The following is an 18,697-nucleotide window of genomic DNA, read 5'->3' as shown; positions in this document are numbered from 1 at the left end:
GCCGACCCGAGGAGGAAAGACATGAAAACCAAGTTCGCCCGCCGGATGCTGCGCCTGTCGCTGCTGGCGACCTGCGCCGTCCTGGTCGCCCTGCCGGCCGCCGCCCAGACATCGTCCGTCTACGGCCCCTACAACGCCGACCTGCCGCGCGGCGGCGACGGCTTGGCCAAGCCGCTGGCCGGAAATCCGTTGCCGGCCGAGGGACCCTGGTCGCTGCAGGGCTGGATCGCGCCATCGGCGGCCTCGGCCGGGCGGGTGGTCGTGGCCGGGATCGGCGACCCGGCCAGCGGCGGTCGCTTCATCGGGCTGGAAGACGGCGCGCCGGCCGTCTGGGCCGGAGCGTCCGCGGTCAAGGGCGCGACGGCGCTGAAGCCGGGGGCCTGGAGCCATGTGGCGGCGGTGTCGGACGGCGCGACGGTCGCGCTCTATGTCGACGGGACCAAGGTCGCCGAAGGGCCGGCGACGCCGGTTGCTCCGGCCGCCACCGTCCAACTGGGTCCGCGCAAGCTGGCCGGGACGGCGCCGTTCGGCGGCAAGGTGGCGGGCTTCACGGTCCAGGCCTCGGCCTTGGCCCCCGCGGCCCTGAAGACCCTGGCCTCAACCAAGCCCAACCCCGACCTGACCGTGTACGAGCCGGGCAGCCCGACCTGGGCGGTGCAGGTGCGCCAGATGTACGGCCAGGTGTCGCCGCAGGACGCCTGGACGCGCCCGAAGAGCAAGGCCCCGTTCTCCAAGCCGGTCGCCGTCGCCCCCTATGCCGGCCCCGCCCTGGTCGCCGCGCCGGGCGCGGAAGGCGCCGAGGCGTGGGTCCTGAAGCGCTGGTCGCTGGCCGAGGCGCCGAAGGTCATGGATGCTGAGACAGCGCTGTCAAAAGCTGGCTATGACGCCAAATCCTGGTATGCGGCCACGGTTCCCGGAACGGTGCTGACCACGCTGGTCGACCGCGGCGTCTATCCGGACCCGGACTACGGCCTGAACAACGCGGCCATTCCAGAGAGCCTGAACAAGCAGGACTACTGGTACCGCAGCGAGTTCGTCGCCCCCGCCGGCCAGGAGGGCCGCCGCCAGCAGCTGGTCTTCAAGGGGATCAACTATGCCGCCGAGGTCTGGCTGAACGGCGAGAAGCTGGGCGAGCTGAGGGGCGCTTTCATCCGCGGCCAGTTCGACGTCACCGGCAAGCTGAAGCCCGGCGCGGCCAACGTCGTCGCGGTCAGGATCTCGCCGCCGCCGCATCCGGGCCTGGCTCACGAGGAGTCCCTGACCGCCGGGGTCGGCGAGAACGGCGGCATGCAGGCCCTGGACGGTCCGACCTTCATCGCCAGCGAGGGCTGGGACTGGATCCCCAGCGTCCGCGACCGCAACGCCGGCCTGTGGCAGGACGTGGTGCTGCGTTCGACCGGCCCGGTGCGGATCGGCGACAGCCATGTCGTTACGACCCTGCCGAAAGCTGACAACAGCGTCGCCGAGGTCGAGATCGCCGTGCCGGTCGAGAACCTGACGGACGCCCCGGTCCAGGCGACGGTCCGCGCCGCCTTCGACACCGTCGCCGTCGAGAAGACCGTCACCGTCACGCCCGGCCAGGCCCAGGTGGTGTTCACCCCCGCCGACTTCCCGCAGCTGTCGATCCGGAACCCCAGGCTCTGGTGGCCCAATGGCTACGGCGCCCAGACCTTGTACGGCCTGCGCCTGCTGGCCAGCGTCGACGGCAAGGTCTCCGACCAGAAGGACAGCCGCATCGGCCTGCGACAGATGACCTACGAGCTGTCGCTGATGGACACGCACGGCGAGCTGCGGCGCGTCGAGGTCGATTACGCCAAGGCCCGGCAGCTGGGCCAGGACATCACCGACGGCAGCCACGAAGGCATCCGCAAGGTTACCGACGGCTGGGCGACGTCGCTGACCAAGGTTGGCGAAACCTCCCCGGCGGTCCGCGATGTGCCCGACGCCGGCCTGACGCCCTATCTGGTGATCAAGGTCAATGGCGTGAAGATCGCCGCGCGCGGCGGCAACTGGGGCACGGACGACTGGCGCAAGCGGGTGTCGCGCGAGCGGCTGGAGCCCTATTTCCGCCTGCACAAGGACGCCCACCTCAACGTCATTCGCAACTGGGTCGGGCAGAACACCGAGGACGTCTTCTACGACCTGGCCGACGAGTACGGCCTGCTGGTGCTGAACGACTTCTGGGCCTCGACCCAGGACTTCCAGCTGGAGCCGCAGGACGTGCCGCTGTTCCTGAAGAACGCCGCCGACGTGATCAGCCGCTATCGCAACCACCCTTCGATCGCCCTGTGGTTCGGCCGCAACGAGGGCGTGCCGCAGCCGATTCTCAATGAGGGGCTGGAGGCCCTGGTCCACGACCTGGACGGCACGCGCTGGTACACCGGCAGCTCCAACCGGGTGAACCTGCAGAACAGCGGGCCCTATAACTACCGCGAGCCGGAGACCTATTTCACCGAGCACGCCAAGGGCTTCTCGGTCGAGGTGGGCACGCCGTCGTTCCCGACCCTGGAGGCCTTCGAGGCCGCCGTGCCCGCGCCCGACCGTTGGCCGATCAGCGACGTCTGGGCCTATCACGACTGGCATCCGACCGGGAACGGCGACACCAAGACCTTCCTCGACGCCATGGCCGCCAAGCTGGGCCCCGCCACCAGTCTGGAGGACTTCGAGCGCAAGGCCCAGCTGATGAACTACGAGACCCACAGGGCGATCTTCGAGGGCATGAACCAGGAGCTGTGGACGAAGTCGTCGGGCCGCCTGCTATGGATGACCCAGCCGGCCTGGCCCAGCACGATGTGGCAGATCCTCAGCCACGACTACGACACCCACGCCGCCTACTACGGAACCCAGAAGGCCGCCGAGCCCGTCCACGTCCAGATGAGCCTGGCCGACCATCGGCTGGCCGTGGTCAACAACGGCCTCGCGCCGATTTCGGGCGCGGCCCTGCGCGCCCGGGTGGTGGGCCTGGACGGCAAGCCGCTGGCCGAGCGGACCTGGCGAATCGACGCCCCGGCCAACGGCGTGGCGCTGGGCGAGACGCTGGACCTGTCGGGCCCGCTGGCCCAAGGCGCGGTGGTGGTGCGGCTGGACCTGACCGCCGCCGACAGCGCGCCGTTGTCGAGCAACCTCTACTGGGTCGCCAAGGACGCCGAGGGCGAGCGCAAGCTGTCGGCCATGGCGGCCCAGGCGGTGTCGATCACCGCCGCCGACGCCAAGGCGGGCGCCGAGACCGTAGTCACCGTGACCCTGGTCAACACCGGCGCGGCTCCGGCCCTGAACGGAAAGCTGACCCTGCTCGACGCCAAGGGCGCGCGGATCTTGCCCGCCTACTATGCCGACAACTACGTCTCGCTGCTGCCGGGCGAGCGCCGGACGGTGGAGATCCTCTATCCGGGCGACGCGAGGGCGGGCGCGAGGGTCGAACTGCGGGGCTGGAACCTGGTCCCCGCCAAGACGGAGGTACGCTGATGCTGGATCGTCGCTCCCTGCTGGCGGGCGGGCTCGCGGCCGTGCCTGGCCTGGCCCTGGCCCAGACCGCCACGGCCCCGCCGGCGCCGAGCCCGGAGGACCTGCGGCTGCGCACCGACTGGCCGTTCCTGCAACGCTACGCCGCCGAGAACGCCGTCGATCGCGACCTGCCGGCCGAACGCCGGCGGGTAGTGTTCATCGGCGACTCGATCACCCAGGGCTGGCGTGACAAGCATCCGGCCTTTTTCACCGACAACGGCTTTCTCGGGCGCGGCATCGGCGGCCAGGTGACCGCCCAGATGCTGGTGCGGTTCTGGCCCGACGTGGTCGCCCTGAAGCCGGCCGCCGTGCACATCCTGGCGGGGATCAACGACATCGCCCAGAACGCCGGGCCCTACGACCTGGCCGCCACCCAGGCCAATCTGCAGGCCATGACCACCCTGGCCCAGGCCAATGGCGTCGCCGTGATCCTGGCCACCGTCATGCCGGCGTTGGACTTTCCTTGGCGGCCCGGCCTGGGTCCGGTGGCCAAGGTCCGCGCCCTGAACGCTTGGCTGAAGGCCTATGCGGCCGAGCGCGGGGCGGTGCTGGCCGACTATACCGCGGTGCTGGACGACGGGGCTGGCGGCATGAAGCCGGGCCTGGCCTACGACGGGGTCCACCCCACCGGCGAGGGCTACGCGGCGGTGGAGCCCGTCACCCTGGCGGCGATCGCGTCGGCCCTGGTCCGGGCGTGACCTGAAATCTGCACCGACAAATTCCCTCCGAAATTCTGTTGTCCCAAGTTGACAGCGCTGTCGGTTGTCCATAGGTTGAAGCTACCGGCGCCTCATAAAAAGCCGGAAGTCCACGGGAGGATGCGCACGCATCCCTCAAAACTCCGCGTCTTGGCTCGTTCGGCTCCGCTGATCGAGGCTGAGAACTGCTGCCGCACATCAGGGGAATGCTAAATGACGACAAAGTCTTACCGATCGCGCACGGCTCTGCTCTGCGCCGCCTCGGCCATGGTGCTGCTGAGCGCCGGCCAGGCCCTGGCCCAGGCCGCGCCGGCCCAGAATGAGGAACCATCCCAGGTTGACGAGGTCATCGTCACCGGCTTCCGGGCCTCGCTGGCGAACGCGCTGAATCTGAAGAAGAACTCGAACCTGATCATCGAGTCGGTGACCGCCGAGGACATGGGCAAGTTCCCCGACCAGAACATCGCCGAGTCGCTGCAGCGCCTGCCCGGTGTGCAGATCGACCGCGAGAACGGCCAGGGCACCAAGGTCCGCATCCGCGGCCTCGACCAGAACGTCACGGTGCTGAACAACGAGATCTTCGTCAGCGGCCTGGAGATCTTCCGCCTCTATGAAGGCAAGATCACCCAGGACAACTCGCTGGAAGGCATCCCCTCGCAGCTGATCGGCGGCGTCGACGTCTACAAGTCGCCCGACGCCTCGCTGCTGGAAGGCGGCCTGGGCGGCATCATCAACTTGAAGACCCGCAACGCCCGCGACCTGGCCGACGACACCACCATCGCCGGCGACATCCGCGGTCAGAAGGGCTCGGGCACCGACTGGACCCCCACCGGCTCGCTGGTGCTGGGCCACAAGTTCAGCGACCGCTTCGCCGTGCTGGGCACGATCTCGTATGACAAAACCGACAGCCATACCGACGTGCTGGCCGGCGAGAACCGCGGCGGCTGGGCCTTCGAGGACCGTCCGCAAGGCGCGGGCACGGTCGACGTCTGGTCGCCGGAGTACCGCTACGCCACCTATCGCGACCAGGAACGCAAGCGCCTGGGCGCCTCGGTGAACCTCGACTTCGCCCTGACCGACTCGCTGCAGCTGACCGGCGACTGGTTCCACTCCGACCTGAAGATCCTGACCTCCGAGGCCTCGATCAAGTTCCCGTTCGCCAACGAGAACGCCAACTATTCGGCGGCCGGCTTCACCAAGGACACCAACGGCGTCCTGCAGACCGGCACGGTCACCGCCAACTCGGCCGAAGGCACCTCGTACGTGCAGAACGCCGAGGCCAAGACCGACAACTTCCAGGTCGGGCTGAACTGGGACAACGGCGGCCGCCTGACCGGCAGTGTCCGGGCGGCCTATTCGACCAGCGACTATGTCAGCGACAGCGGCAACAACGACGTCCGCTACACCCAGTACACCGTGCGCAACGGCACGGCCGCCGGCCTGGTGCCCAACGCCACCGCGCCGGCGACCTTCACCTACACCTACACCAACGGAGACAACCCGACCTTCACCCCGGCCAATCCGAGCCAGTTCACCACCCCCAGCAGCGTCTTCGCCAAGTCGCACTGGGTGTTCGGCGAGCGGACCGGCATCGACAACACCTCGGCCCGGATCGACTTCAAGTACCGTCCGGAATTCGGCGAGAACGGCAACCTGGTGATCAGCGCCGGCGCCCGCTACGCCGAGCGCAAGGTGGATTCCGACTTCCTGCTGCTGCTGGCCGACTATTCGGGCAAGGGCGAGCTGAACGGCCAGGCTCTGGGCCAGGACTGGACGCCGCTGGGCTACTTCCAGGACGGCGCCATCGGCTACAAGTCGTGCGGCCTGCCGGCCGGCACGCCGGGCCGTCCGAACTGCGGCCAGACCGCCACCGACGACGGCCGCTTCGGTGCGTCCCCGGCCCTGATCACGCCGTACCAGACGGCGGCCAGCAATCCGGAACGCTTCGAACTGCTGACCGTCGGCGGCATCTCGGCCCTGTTCCAGAACCGCGACCAGATGAAGAACCCGGTCCAATGGCTGTCGGCGCTCTATCCGTCGACGCCGTTCAAGTACTACCGGGACCCGATCCAGTCGTTCAACGTCAAGGAAAAGACCACGACCGGCTACATGATGGCCGACGCGGGCTCCGCCGAGGACCGCTATCACCTGAACGCCGGCGTCCGGGTGGTGAAGACCGAACTGACGATCGACTCCAGCGCCACGCCGACCGTGCCCAACTACTACGGCACCGACAGCTGGAACGGGGTGATCTCCAATCCGGAGCACATCACCACCTCGCGCTCCTACACCGACGTGCTGCCCAGCTTCAGCGGCGTGTTCGACGTCACCGACAGCGACAAGGTCCGCGTCTCGGCGGCCCGCGTCATGTCGCGTCAGAACCTGTTCCAGCTGGGCACGGGCTCCAGCTACAACTTCACCCGCAGCTCGACCCCGGGCCCGAACCTCAACCGCTTCCTCTACACCAACGGCAGCGGCGGCAACCCGGAGCTGGACCCCTACCGCGCCTCGCAGTTCGACGCGGCCTATGAGCGCTACTTCGGCACGCAAGGCCTGCTGTCGGCCGCAGTCTTCTACAAGAACGTCGACTCGTTCATCCAGACCGACACGGTCTCGCGGACGGTGGCCGACGGTTCGGTGGAAGGCGCCACGGCCGGGATCTTCACCCAGCCGGTGAACGGCGAGGGCGGCGAGATCAAGGGCGTCGAACTGGCCGCGCAGTACGCGTTCGCCAACGGCCTGGGCTTTACGGCCAACTACACCTACTCGGACTCCAAGTCGTCCAACGCCAACGACTACCAGGACAACCTGCCGATCCCAGGCGTGGCCAAGCACGCATTCAACATCCAGGGCTATTACGAGGCGCACGGCTTCGAGGCGCGCCTGTCCTATGCCTGGCGCGACAAGAGCTACCAGGGCAACTTCGCCTTCGGTTCGGGGGCGGACACCCACTCGCTGGGCACCTGGGAGCGAGCCTATGGCCAGCTGGACGGTCAGATCGGCTACGCGGTCAACGACCAGATCAAGGTGGTGCTGGAAGGCATCAACCTGACCAAGGAAGACAGCGGCCGCTACCTGCAATGGGAAAACCTGCCGTTCCGCTACGCCACCGGCGACCGTCGGGTGGTGCTGGGCGCCCGGTTCAAGTTCGGCATGTAGGCCGGACCGGGGCGCACCGTCCGGCGCGCTCCGAGGATTTGAGTTGGAACCTTCGGCCGGTCGGGCGAAGGTTCCCCGGCGTGGCGGCGGCTCATCCCCCGTCGCCCGCCGAGCGCCCGGCGCCGGCCGGTCCCCAGCGGCCGGCGCCGCTTCTTCTCTCGTTTCGGGAGGACGTCATGAGCGACAGGTCCATCCGCTCGATCGCCATCGTCGGCGGCGGCACGGCCGGCTGGATGGCGGCTTGCCTGCTGAGCCAGACTTTGCGCGGCACGGGCTGCGCCATCACCCTGGTCGAGTCGCCCGATATCGGCACGGTGGGGGTCGGCGAGGCGACCATCCCGCCGATTTTCGACTTCCTGAAGCTGATCGAGGTCGATCTCGACGCCTTCATTCCGGCCACCCAGGCCACGTTCAAGCTGGGCATCAAGTTCGATGACTGGCGCGCGATCGGCGACAGCTACTGGCATCCGTTCGGGACGTTCGGCGTGTCGATCGATCGTCGGCCCTTCCACCACGTCTTCCATAAGGCGCGGGCCCAGGGGCTGGACCCGACGGCGCCGCAGTTCAGCCTGGCCGCCGCCCTGGGCGACGCCGGCCGGCTGGCCCATCCCGATCCCCGCGTCCCCGGTCCGCTGGCCGGCCTGCGCCAGGCCCTGCATTTCGACGCGGTGCTGGTCGCCCGCTTCCTGCGTGATCACGCCGAGCGCCGCGGCGTGCGGCGGCTGGAGCGCGAGGTGGCCGAGGCGAAGCTGCGCGACGACGGCTTCATCGAGGCCCTGGCGCTGAAGGGCGGCGGCGAGCTGGCGGCCGACCTCTATATCGACTGCTCGGGCTTCCGCGGCCTGCTGATCGAACAGGCCCTGGGCGCCGGCTACGAGGACTGGACGCGCTGGTTGCCCTGCGACCGCGCCCTGGCCGCGCCCACCGCCCATGCCGGTCCGCCGCCGCCCTATACCCAGGCCGTGGCCATGGACGCCGGCTGGCGCTGGCGGATCCCGCTGCAGCACCGGGTGGGCAACGGCTATGTCTATTCCAGCGCCTTCATCGACGACGGCGCGGCCCAGGACGAACTGCTGTCGGCGATCGGCCAGCCCCTGGCCGAGCCGCGCAAGCTGAGCTTCACCGCGGGGCGCCGCAAGACGATGTGGAGCCGCAACTGCGTGGCCCTGGGCCTGGCGTCCGGTTTCCTGGAGCCCCTGGAATCCACCAGCATCCACCTGGTGTGCAGCGGCCTCTACAAGCTGCTGGACCACTTCCCCGACCGCGACTTCGCCTCGGTCAACATCGCCGCCTACAACCGCGCCCTGGCCGACGAGTACGAGACCTATCGCGACTTCATCCTGCTGCACTATTGCGTGACGGCCCGCGACGACACGGCGTTCTGGCGCGACCGAACGGCCGCGCCGCTGCCCGATCGCCTGGCCGAGCGGCTGGAGCTGTACCGCGCCTGTGGCCGGGTCGACGCCAAGCCCGGCGAGCTGTTCACCGACCTTTCGTGGTTCTACATCTTCGAGGGGATGGGGGTGACGCCCAGGGCCTATGACCCGCTGGTCGACGCGTCGAATTTCCAGCAGGTGCGGGCCGTCCTGCCCGAACTGACCGCGCGGATCGCTGCGGTCGTGGCCCAGAGCCCCACCCACGAAGCCGCGCTGGCGGCCATCGTCCGCCGCAGCGCCGCCTGAACATGATGTCCTGCAAGTCCAATGGTCGGGTACCGCTCACAGTCTATCTAGACAGCGCTGTCAATCTGTGTTGAGGTTTCGCCGTCAGAGGGGCGCCAGCCTCCGCTTCAGGGAAGGAAACACCCACGCACCGCCCGCGCGCCCGATGGCGAGCGGCGTCCGCTCCATTTCGATTCGTCCCGTTCCAGCGCCGACCTGCCGGCGGGGACGACGCGCCTCGTCCGACCCTCCGGCGACGGCGCGCCTGGATCCCCTGTCATCGGGGGCTCTCCAAACTCCGGCGCGACGATGTTCTCCCCGTCGCGCCGGTTCTTTGCCGCGCAATGTTCGCCCGCGCCCGCGTCGTCCGGGCCGCTTCCCGAAGGTGTTGAATGACCGTCCGCTCCCGTCGCCTTGCGATCTCGGCCCTGCTCGCCTCGACCATCGTCGCCTCGGCCAGTCTGGCGAGCATCCCGGCCTTCGCCCAATCCAGCACCGCCCATCCCGATCAATGGCCCGTTGCGGCCAGTCCGGCGGCGATCACCGACGCCAGGACCGAGGCCTTCATCGGTGAGCTGATGGCCAAGATGAGCGTCGAGGAAAAGGTCGGCCAGACCATCCAGGGCGACATCGCCTCGATGACGCCCAAGGACCTGGAAAAGTACCCGCTCGGCTCGATCCTGGCCGGCGGCAACTCGGCCCCGGGCGGCAATGACCGCGCTCCGCCCCAGGCCTGGACCGACCTGATCGACGCCTACCGCAAGCAGTCGCTGGCCGCCCGGCCGGGTCATGTCCCCATTCCCCTGCTGTTCGGCATCGACGCCGTGCACGGACATAACAACATCGTCGGGGCGACGATCTTCCCGCACAATATCGGCCTGGGCGCCATGCGCGACCCGGCCCTGATCGGCCGCATCGGCCAGGCGACGGCCGAGGAGGTGGCGGTGGTCGGCGGCGACTGGACTTTCGGGCCTACGGTCGCCGTGCCGCGCGACGACCGCTGGGGCCGCAGCTACGAGGGCTATGCCGAGGACCCGGAGGTGGTGAAATCCTATTCGGGCCCCATGACCCTGGGCCTGCAGGGGACTCTCAAATCCGGCCAGCCCCTGGCCGCGGGCCACATCGCCGGGTCGGCCAAGCACTTCCTGGCCGACGGCGGCACCGAAGGGGGCAAGGACCAGGGCGACGCCCAGATCCCTGAGGCCGAGCTCGTCGCCATCCACGCCCAGGGCTATCCGCCCAGCATCGACGCCGGCATCCTGACGGTGATGGCCTCGTTCTCCAGCTGGAACGGCCAGAAGATCACGGGCAACAAGAGCCTGCTGACCGACGTGCTGAAGGGGCGGATGGGCTTCCAGGGCTTCGTGGTCAGCGACTGGAACGCCCACGGACAGCTCGCCGGCTGCACCAATACCAGCTGCCCGCAGGCGATGAACGCCGGGCTCGACATGTACATGGCCCCCGACAGCTGGAAAGGCCTTTACGACAGCACCCTGGTCCAGGTGAAGGCGGGCGAGATCCCGATGGCGCGGCTGGACGACGCCGTGCGGCGGATCCTGCGGGTCAAGGTCAAGGCGGGGCTGTTCGAGCGCGTCGCGCCCACCGTCCAGGGCCGCTTCGATCGCCTGGGCGCGCCTGAGCACCGCGCGATCGCCCGCGAGGCGGTGGCCAAGTCGCTGGTGCTGCTGAAGAACGACGGCGTGCTGCCGGTCAAGCCGGGCGCCAAGGTGCTGGTGGCCGGCGCCGCCGACGACATCGGCAAGGCCTCGGGGGGCTGGACCCTGACCTGGCAGGGCACGGGCAACAAGAACAGCGACTTCCCGCACGGCCAGTCGATCTGGGGCGGGATCGAGCAGGCGGTGAAGGCCGCCGGCGGCCAGGCGGAGCTGGCGCCCGACGGCAAGTTCGCCACCAAGCCGGACGTGGCCATCGTGGTGTTCGGCGAGGACCCCTACGCCGAGTTTCAGGGCGACGTGACCAATCTCGGCTACCAGCTGGGCGACAAGGCCGACCTGGCCCTGCTCAAGCGGCTGAAGGCGCAGGGCATTCCGGTGGTGTCGGTGTTCCTCTCGGGCCGTCCCCTGTGGGTGAACCCCGAGATCAACGCCTCGGACGCCTTCGTCGCCGCCTGGCTGCCGGGCAGCGAGGGCGGCGGCGTCGCCGACGTGCTGGTGGCCGGCCAGGACGGCAAGCCCAAGCGCGATTTCCAGGGCAAGCTCGGCTTTTCCTGGCCCAAGCGAGCCGACCAGGGGCCGCTGAACCGCGGCCAGCCGGGCTACGACCCGCAGTTCGTCTATGGCTACGGCCTGTCCTACGCCAAGCCGGGCAAGGTCGGCGTCCTGCCCGAGGACCCGGGCAAGGTGGCGGCGGCCGGCAGCGTCGACCGCTACTTCGTCGACGGCCGAGTGGCGGCGCCGTGGCGGATGGACTTCGTGGGCGCCGGTTCGGTCAAGGCGATCGACGCCGGGGCCCAGGAGAACGCCCGCCAAGCGACCTGGACCGGGCAGGGCATGGTGGCCATCCACGGCCCGGCGGTCGACCTGTCGCGCCAGACCACCGGCGACATGGCGGTGAGGGTCCGTTACCGGATCGACGCGGCGCCGACCGGTCCGGTGACCCTGAGCATCGGCTGCGCCGACGACGCCTCGTGCGCCGGGACGATCGACGTCACCTCCGCCGTCAAGGAAGCGCCGCTGAACGAATGGCGGGACGTGAAGATCAAGCTGTCCTGCTTCCAGGCGGCCGGGGCGAAGATGGACCATGTCACCGCGCCGTTCGTGGTCGGCGCCAGCGGGCCGTTCTCGTTGTCGCTGACCGAGGTGCGACTCGCGTCGAACGAGGGGGACGCTGTCTGCCCGAACTAGGACGCTGCTCGGAAACGAAACCTTCTTCGACAGGCTCAGGATGAGGTTTCTAGGGCTAGGCTCCAAATGGTCCTCATCCTGAGCTTGTCGAAGGAAGAGGACCACGCACGGCGTTGGACGGCGCCAGCAACACAGGGGTCTGGCCCCGCTTAGCCCGGCTTGGCTATACTCGCGCCATGTCCCGCACCACGCCCGCCACCCTCGCCCTGACCAAGGCCGGGGTCGAGTTCACGGTCCATGCCTACGACTACGATCCGGACGCCGACAGCATCGGCCTGGCCGCGGCGGCGGCCCTGGGCGAGGACCCTGGCCGAGTGCTCAAGACCCTGATGGCCCTGGTCGACGGCAAGCCGATGCTGGTCATCGTCCCCTCGGACCGCGAGGTGGCGATGAAAAAGCTGGCGGCGGCGGCCGGCGGCAAGTCGGCCCAGATGATGAAGCCGGCCGACGCCGAGCGGATCAGCGGATACAAGGTCGGCGGCATCAGCCCGTTCGGGCAGCGCAAGCCGCTGCCGGCGGTGATCGAGGCCGACGCCCTGGCCGAGACCTACGTCTATATCAACGGCGGCCAGCGCGGCCTGCAGGTGAGGCTGGATCCCAACGCCGCCAAGGCGGTTCTGAAGGCGGCGGCGGCCCAGGTGTCTTCCTGATCCGCCTCTCCGGCCAACGAATTCATGAAGCGGGCCAGTACCGCATCGCCACGTCGCAGCGCTCGTAGCGGCCGCCGAACAACGCCATGATCTCGGCGTCGTGCTGGAAGCCGAGCTTCTCGTAGAGGTGGATGGCTGCCGCGCACTTGCGGTTGGTCAGCAGGTACAGCCGGTCGGCCACGCCCATGGCCTCGGCCCGCTCGAGCGCCGCCGCCAGCAGGAACTCGCCGACCTTGCGGCCCCGCGCCGCTTCCAGGACGCCCATCTTGGTCAGCTCGAACCAGCCGTCCTTCATCCGCATGATCGCGCAGGTCCCCACCACGCCGAGGTCTGGGGTCTGGGCGAACAGCACCGCCCCGCCCTTGTCGACGATCAGCGCGCGCGGGTTCTCCAGCAGGGTGACGTCGTTTTCCTCCAGCGTGAACATCTGCGAAATCCAGGCGGCGTTGATCGCGTAGAAGGCTCCGGCCAGGTCGTCGGAGAACTCGCGGACCGTCAGGCCGCGCGCCGCGGTCACGCGATCGACCAGCGACTTGGCGTCGAGCCGCGCCTCCAAGGCCGAAATCTGGTCGAGCAACGCCTGCTCGCCGCCGTCGCAAAGCTCGGTCACGGCCGCCGCGACCCGGGGCCAGATCTCCCGCTGGGCCGCGCCGATCACCCGCGCACCGTCCTCGGTCAGCGATAGGGTTTTGTGGCGCAGGTCGCGCGCCCCGCGGCTGACCGCGACCAGGCCCTGGTCCACCAGGCCCTGCACGGTGCGGGTGATGGTCGGCTGGCTGAGTCGCAGGCGCTGAGCCAGGGCGCCGATTGTCAGGGCGCCGTCCTGCTTCAGCGCCGCCAGCAGCACCTGCTGTGCGGGCTGGATCGGCAGGTCGTGCGCCTGGAGAACGGCCGTCGCTTCCGCCTGGAGGCGGTCGGACAGCCGCTTGAGCCGGCTGCCGAGAAAGGCCGGCCCAAGGTCGGCGAGGGTGTCTGGAGTCATCGCGCGCCTCATCAATATAGCGCGCTATATATAACCGTCTAAGCGGGCTGGAGCAAGCAGCGGCGGCGCGCCGACCGATCTGAGCGGGCGCGTCGCTCGCCGTTCATCTCGCCGACGATCGGGACGTCGAACCTATTGGCAAGGCATGGTGTCGCCGCCGTCCAGATCGATCCGATAGCACAGCTCCACGCCGCTCTCGGTTTCGCGGACGATAACCGAAACCTCGTTGTCGGCGTCGACGGGCGGACGCCACATCTCCACGAAGGCGATCGCCGCCTCCTCGAAACTGGACGCATCCACGGCGTGGCCATGGCTGCGGTCGTCGTCGCGGGCGTGAACGCGATAGCTCTGGATCTCGGACATCAGTCGCTCCTTCCGGCTGAAAACGCCCGAACCCGCGAATGGATTCATCGGTCGAAAGCCCGATCGCAAATGGAGGTCTGGTTTGGCGTTTGGACACTCACGCATTCGCTCGCCGGCCGAGCGTTCGCTCCAGGAACGGCCTTATGCGGCGGACGACTTGTTCGAGTTGAACCTCGAGCAGCCAATGGCCGCCGTCCAGAAGGTGGAGTTCGGCGTCGGGCAGGTCGCGCAGATAGGCCCGCGCGGACGCTTCGGGCATGTAGCCGTCCTGCGATCCCCACAAAATAAGCGCCGGCGGCCGGTGGTCGCGCAAATGGGCCTGATAGCGGGGAAACCAATCGAGATTCTGTTGCAGCCCGGCCAGGACGTCGACGGTGATCGCCTTGCGCCGCGGCGTCATCAGCGCCCAATGCAAGGTCCAGAGGTCGGGCGGGATCAGGTCGGCCAGCTCGGGCCGCACGTCGTTGAGGAACTCCGCCTTGAATTCCTCCTCGGTGACGGCCTGGGCCAGCGCCGCCCGCGCTTCGGCTTCAGGGCGGCGGAGAATATCGAAGAGCCCTTCGTACTTCGGCCCGAACGCGTCCTCGTAGATGTCGCCGTTCTGGATGATCACGGCCGTCACCGCCTCCGGCCGCGCGATCGCCAGCCGAAGGCCGATCTGCGAGCCGAAGTCATGGAGGTAAAGCGCGAAGCGGTCGACGCCAAGCCTGTCGAGGAAGCGCGCCAGGAACGCCGCGTACCCGTCGAAGTCGTAGGCGAAACCAGCGGGGGTGTCGCTGTAGCCGCAGCCGGGGAAGTCCGGCGCCAACAGGCGCCAGCGATCGGAGAGCGCCGGCATCAAGGCGCGAAATTCGTAGGATGAGCAGGGATAGCCGTGCGGCAGCAGGATCACCGGCGCATCGGCGGCGCCGGCCTCCCGGTAGAAGACCTCATACCCGTCAAGCTTGAGCCGCCTGTGCGCTACCGCTGCTAAGGTCACCTGAGCCGTTCCGCTCCGAGGATGGAGCCCCACAGTTCAAGAACCGGCTCGTCTGCCCCGGGTTCCGCCAGCGGACGCCCTTCCGCCTCTCCGAACGGGCGCCGCTAGCCTCCGGACGCGCCCTAGACGTCCACCTCGGCGTCCAGCGCATTTTCCTGGATGAACTCGCGGCGGGGCTCGACCAGGTCGCCCATCAGGCGGCTGAACATGTCGTCGGCGTCGTCGGCGTGGTTGACGCGGACCTGCAGCAGGGTGCGAGCCTCGACGTCCAGAGTGGTTTCCCACAGCTGGTCCGGGTTCATCTCGCCCAGGCCCTTGTAGCGCTGGATCGACAGGCCCTTGCGGCCGGCGTCCAGCACCGCGCCCACCAGGTCGAGCGGGCCGCGCACGGTGGTCGACTTGTCCTTGCGCCGGAAGACGGCCGAGCCGGAGAAGATGTCGGCCAGGGCGCCGGCCCGTTCGGCCAGGCGGCGAGCGTCGGCGGCGTGCAGCAGGCCGTCGTCCAGCACCACGCTTTCGGTCACGCCGCGGCGGATCCGCTTGAAGACGAACGCGGTGTCGCCGCGCTCGCCCGACCACGGGCCGTCACCTTCCTCCGCATACAGATCAAGTCGTTTGGCGGCGGCGGCGATGTCGGGCGCATCCCCGAACAGGCCGGCCAAGGCGGCTTGCTCGATGGCGAAGGCGGGCGCGCGTTGCGACAGGCGGTCGATGTTGCCCTTGGCCTGGCGGCACAGCTGGACTAGGGCCAGCAGGTCCTGGCCGGTGCGGCGCTCGCCCGAGGGCAGGTCCAGTTCGGCCCCGTCGACCCCTTCGTCCACCAGGAAGGCGTCCATCTCGCTGTCATCCTTAAGGTAGCGCGAGGACTTGCCCTTGGCGGCTTTGTAGAGCGGCGGCTGGGCGATGTAGATGTAGCCGCGCTCGATCAGCTCCGGCATCTGACGGTAGAAGAAGGTCAGCAGCAGGGTGCGGATGTGGGCGCCGTCGACGTCGGCGTCGGTCATCAGCACGATCTTGTGGTAGCGCACCTTGTCCGGGTTGAAGTCGTCGCGGCCGATGCCCGCGCCCAGGGCGGTGATCAGCGTGCCGATCTGGTCGGACGACAGCATCTTGTCGAAGCGGGCGCGCTCGACGTTCAGGATCTTGCCGCGCAGGGGCAGGACGGCCTGGTTGTCGCGGTTGCGGGCCTGCTTGGCGCTGCCGCCGGCCGAGTCGCCCTCGACGATGAAGATCTCGGACTTGGCCGGGTCGCGCTCCGAGCAGTCCGCCAGCTTGCCCGGCAACGAGGTGATGTCGAGCGCGCTCTTGCGACGGGTCAGTTCGCGGGCCTTGCGGGCCGCTTCCCGGGCGGCGGCGGCCTCGGCGATCTTGCCGACGATGGCCTTGGCCTCGTTCGGATGCTCCTCGAACCAGGTGGCCAGGCCTTCCTGCACCAGGCTCTCGACCGCCGGGCGCACTTCGGACGAGACCAGCTTGTCCTTGGTCTGCGAGCTGAACTTGGGGTCCGGCACCTTGACCGACAGCACGCAGGTCAGGCCTTCGCGGGCGTCCTCGCCCCCGACGCTGACCTTTTCCTTCTTGGTGATGCCCGAGCTCTCGGCGTAGCCGGTGATGATGCGCGTCAGCGCGCCGCGGAACGCCGACAGGTGCGTGCCGCCATCCCGCTGCGGGATGTTGTTGGTGAAGCACAGCATGTGCTCGTGGTAGCTGTCGTTCCACCACAGGGCCAGGTCGACCTCGACCTTGTCCTTGCGGCCGCGGATGACGATCGGGGTCTTCAGCAGCGGGGTCTTGGCCTTGTCCAGGTGGCGCACGAAGGCCTCGATGCCGCCCTCGTAGTGCAGCTTCTCGAGCCAGGGCTCGGCGTCGCGGTCGTCCTTGAACCAGATGGTCACGCCCGAGTTCAGGAAGGCCAGCTCGCGCAGGCGATGCTCCAGCGTCTTCCGGTCGAACTCGATGAAGGCGAAGGTGTCCTTGGATGGGAAGAAGGTCACCTCGGTGCCGGTCAGCACCTCGCCGGCCTTGGGACCGTCGGCGCGGATGGGCGAGTCGCCGGTCACCTTCAGCGAGGTCACCGCGTCGCCGCGCTCGAAGCGCATCTGGTGGCTGTGGCCGTCGCGGTGGATCTTCAGCTCCAGCCAGTCGCTGAGCGCGTTGACCACCGAGACGCCCACGCCGTGCAGGCCGCCCGAAACCTTGTAGCTGTTCTGGTCGAACTTTCCGCCGGCGTGCAGCTGGGTCATGATGACCTCGGCCGCGCTGACGCCCTCGCCCTCGTGGATGCCGACCGGAATGCCGCGGCCGTCGTCGGTGACCGTCACCGAGCCGTCGGCGTTGAGGATCACCTCCACCCTGGTGGCGTGGCCGGCCAGGGCTTCGTCGATGGCGTTGTCGACCACCTCGTAGACCATGTGGTGCAGGCCCGAGCCGTCGTCGGTGTCGCCGATGTACATGCCGGGGCGCTTGCGCACCGCGTCCAGGCCCTTGAGCACCTTGATGGAGTCGGCGCCGTACTCGCCGGTCATCACTTCGGGGGCAGACATTTCCGAACCGTCGGCGGTGGTGAGGCGATCGGTGTTGGCGTCGGCTTCAGGGCCTTTGGTCTCTTCGGTCATACGTCTTCCAATGCGGTCAGGCCGAGTTCGCTGACGCGAACGCCCAGAGCCCGACCTTTCAGATGGTCGAACAGCGACTCGTCGGTGCCTGTCAGAAAAGCCTGCAGGCCGAGCGCCGTGATTTCGTCGGCCAGGGCGGCCCGCCTTTTCAGGTCGAGATGCGCGGCGACTTCGTCGAGCAACAATATAGGATTCGGCGCGTCCTTCGCACGCGAAAGTCGCGCGGCCTGGGCCAAAACCAGGTTCAGAATCAGCGCTTTCTGCTCCCCGGTCGAACATTCCGCGGCGGGACGGTCCTTGTCGACGTGGTGGATGGCCAGATCGCCCCGGTGCGGGCCAGTCAGGGCGCGTCCGGCGGCCCCGTCGCGAGGGCGGGCGGCGGCCAGGGCGACGGCGAGCCGGGCCTCGATTTCGCCGGCCTCGACGCCGTCCAGCGCCAGTCTTTCCCACTCGCCGGTCAGGGCCAGGCGAGCGCGGGGGAAGGGGCGGTCGCCGCGGCCGTCGATCTCGGCCTGCAGGGCCCGGAGCGTCCGGGCCCGGGCCGCCGCCATCAAGGCTCCGGCCTGGCCCAGCCGGGCCTCCAGGGCGGCCAGCCAGATGGCGTCGGCCGGCTGGCCGGTCTCCGCGGCGTCGGTCAGCAGCCGCATGCGCTCGCGCTGGGCCTTGTCATAGGCGTTGGCGTGGCGGGCGTGGTCGGGCTCGCCGGCGAACACCAGGCGGTCGAAGAACTTGCGCCGCTCGCCCGCCGCCTCGAGGAACAGCCGGTCCTGGGCCGGGGTCAGCCAGATGGGGCGAACATAGTCGGCCAGGCGCCCGGGCGGGACGGTCTCGCCCTCGACGCGGACCACCCGGCGGGCCGCGCCGGCCAGCTCGACGCCGGTTCCCAGCCGCACCGGCTCGTCGTCTCCGGCCTGGGCCTCGGCGGCGACGGCCCAGGCGCGGCCCCCGGCCTCGCCGGGCAGCCGGCGGCCGACCTCGGTCAGGCCGGAGCCTCGCAGGCCCTTGCCCGGCGACAGCAGGCTGATGGCCTCCAGCAGGTTGGTCTTGCCCGCCCCATTGGCCCCGAACAGATAGACGCTGGCCCCTTCCGGACGCAGCCGCGCGCGCTCGTACGAGCGGAAGTCGGTCAGGGTCAGCGAAAGGAGGGCGGCGCGGCTCACCCACGCGTTCTTAGAGCATCGCGCGGAAAAGTGGACGCCGGTTTTCCGCAAGAGCGATGCGA

11 protein-coding genes are annotated in these 18,697 nt (G+C 69.0%); 6 read left to right on the top strand and 5 right to left on the bottom strand.

Annotated features, from left to right (window positions below):
• Positions 1-21 precede the first annotated feature (21 nt).
• The 6 genes from G3M57_RS24590 (at position 22) to ybaK (ending at position 12,536) form a co-directional block, all read left to right on the top strand.
• Positions 22-3,465, top strand: coding sequence for a glycosyl hydrolase 2 galactose-binding domain-containing protein (locus G3M57_RS24590; RefSeq protein ID WP_188916185.1), 3,444 nt, complete (start codon positions 22-24; stop codon positions 3,463-3,465).
• Positions 3,465-4,202 carry an SGNH/GDSL hydrolase family protein gene (locus tag G3M57_RS24585; protein ID WP_056755839.1) on the top strand — a complete coding sequence of 246 codons (738 nt, stop codon included), beginning with the start codon at positions 3,465-3,467 and terminating at the stop codon, positions 4,200-4,202. Before G3M57_RS24590 ends, G3M57_RS24585 begins: the two co-directional genes overlap by 1 nt.
• Positions 4,203-4,415: 213 nt before the next feature.
• Positions 4,416-7,361: a TonB-dependent receptor gene (locus tag G3M57_RS24580; RefSeq protein ID WP_163233387.1), complete on the top strand. Its 2,946-nt coding sequence runs from the start codon at positions 4,416-4,418 to the stop codon at positions 7,359-7,361.
• A gap of 176 nt (positions 7,362-7,537) precedes the next feature.
• Positions 7,538-9,043 carry a tryptophan halogenase family protein gene (locus tag G3M57_RS24575; RefSeq protein WP_163233386.1) on the top strand — a complete coding sequence of 502 codons (1,506 nt, stop codon included), beginning with the start codon at positions 7,538-7,540 and terminating at the stop codon, positions 9,041-9,043.
• Between the two features lie 371 nt (positions 9,044-9,414).
• Entirely contained in the window at positions 9,415-11,886 is a 2,472-nt protein-coding gene (locus G3M57_RS24570; protein WP_163233385.1) for a glycoside hydrolase family 3 protein, read from the top strand.
• Positions 11,887-12,062: 176 nt separating this feature from the next.
• On the top strand, positions 12,063-12,536 hold the full coding sequence (gene ybaK, locus G3M57_RS24565) for a Cys-tRNA(Pro) deacylase (RefSeq protein WP_056755852.1): 474 nt from the start codon (positions 12,063-12,065) through the stop codon (positions 12,534-12,536).
• A 22-nt stretch (positions 12,537-12,558) separates the two neighbouring features.
• On the opposite strand, the gene G3M57_RS24560 is transcribed toward ybaK, so the two are convergent.
• From G3M57_RS24560 to recF, 5 genes are all read right to left on the bottom strand, one after another.
• On the bottom strand, positions 12,559-13,518 hold the full coding sequence (locus G3M57_RS24560; RefSeq protein WP_163233384.1) for a bifunctional helix-turn-helix transcriptional regulator/GNAT family N-acetyltransferase: 960 nt from the start codon (positions 13,516-13,518) through the stop codon (positions 12,559-12,561).
• A 132-nt stretch (positions 13,519-13,650) separates the two neighbouring features.
• Positions 13,651-13,881, bottom strand: coding sequence for a DUF5961 family protein (locus tag G3M57_RS24555; RefSeq protein ID WP_163233383.1), 231 nt, complete (start codon positions 13,879-13,881; stop codon positions 13,651-13,653).
• Between the two features lie 97 nt (positions 13,882-13,978).
• On the bottom strand, positions 13,979-14,860 hold the full coding sequence (locus G3M57_RS24550) for an alpha/beta fold hydrolase (RefSeq protein ID WP_163233382.1): 882 nt from the start codon (positions 14,858-14,860) through the stop codon (positions 13,979-13,981).
• Positions 14,861-14,982: 122 nt separating this feature from the next.
• A complete protein-coding gene (gyrB, locus tag G3M57_RS24545) occupies positions 14,983-17,475 on the bottom strand; it encodes a DNA topoisomerase (ATP-hydrolyzing) subunit B (protein WP_167531083.1) in 2,493 nt (830 codons plus the stop codon).
• A complete protein-coding gene (gene recF, locus G3M57_RS24540) occupies positions 17,472-18,635 on the bottom strand; it encodes a DNA replication/repair protein RecF (protein WP_163233381.1) in 1,164 nt (387 codons plus the stop codon). Before recF ends, gyrB begins: the two co-directional genes overlap by 4 nt.
• Positions 18,636-18,697 lie beyond the last annotated feature (62 nt).

The sequence above is a fragment of the Caulobacter rhizosphaerae genome (genome assembly GCF_010977555.1).
In the GTDB taxonomy this organism is placed as follows: domain Bacteria; phylum Pseudomonadota; class Alphaproteobacteria; order Caulobacterales; family Caulobacteraceae; genus Caulobacter; species Caulobacter rhizosphaerae.
This window is presented reverse-complemented; position numbering and strand designations above follow the sequence as displayed.

What these genes read in the sequence shown, in the direction of transcription:
- G3M57_RS24590 (WP_188916185.1), top strand. Translation starts at nt 22, where the DNA reads ATGAAAACCAAGTTCGCCCGCCGGATGCTGCGCCTGTCGCTGCTGGCG.
- G3M57_RS24585 (WP_056755839.1), top strand. Translation starts at nt 3,465, where the DNA reads ATGCTGGATCGTCGCTCCCTGCTGGCGGGCGGGCTCGCGGCCGTGCCT.
- G3M57_RS24580 (WP_163233387.1), top strand. Translation starts at nt 4,416, where the DNA reads ATGACGACAAAGTCTTACCGATCGCGCACGGCTCTGCTCTGCGCCGCC.
- G3M57_RS24575 (WP_163233386.1), top strand. Translation starts at nt 7,538, where the DNA reads ATGAGCGACAGGTCCATCCGCTCGATCGCCATCGTCGGCGGCGGCACG.
- G3M57_RS24570 (WP_163233385.1), top strand. Translation starts at nt 9,415, where the DNA reads ATGACCGTCCGCTCCCGTCGCCTTGCGATCTCGGCCCTGCTCGCCTCG.
- ybaK (WP_056755852.1), top strand. Translation starts at nt 12,063, where the DNA reads ATGTCCCGCACCACGCCCGCCACCCTCGCCCTGACCAAGGCCGGGGTC.
- G3M57_RS24560 (WP_163233384.1), bottom strand. Translation starts at nt 13,518, where the DNA reads ATGACTCCAGACACCCTCGCCGACCTTGGGCCGGCCTTTCTCGGCAGC.
- G3M57_RS24555 (WP_163233383.1), bottom strand. Translation starts at nt 13,881, where the DNA reads ATGTCCGAGATCCAGAGCTATCGCGTTCACGCCCGCGACGACGACCGC.
- gyrB (WP_167531083.1), bottom strand. Translation starts at nt 17,475, where the DNA reads ATGACCGAAGAGACCAAAGGCCCTGAAGCCGACGCCAACACCGATCGC.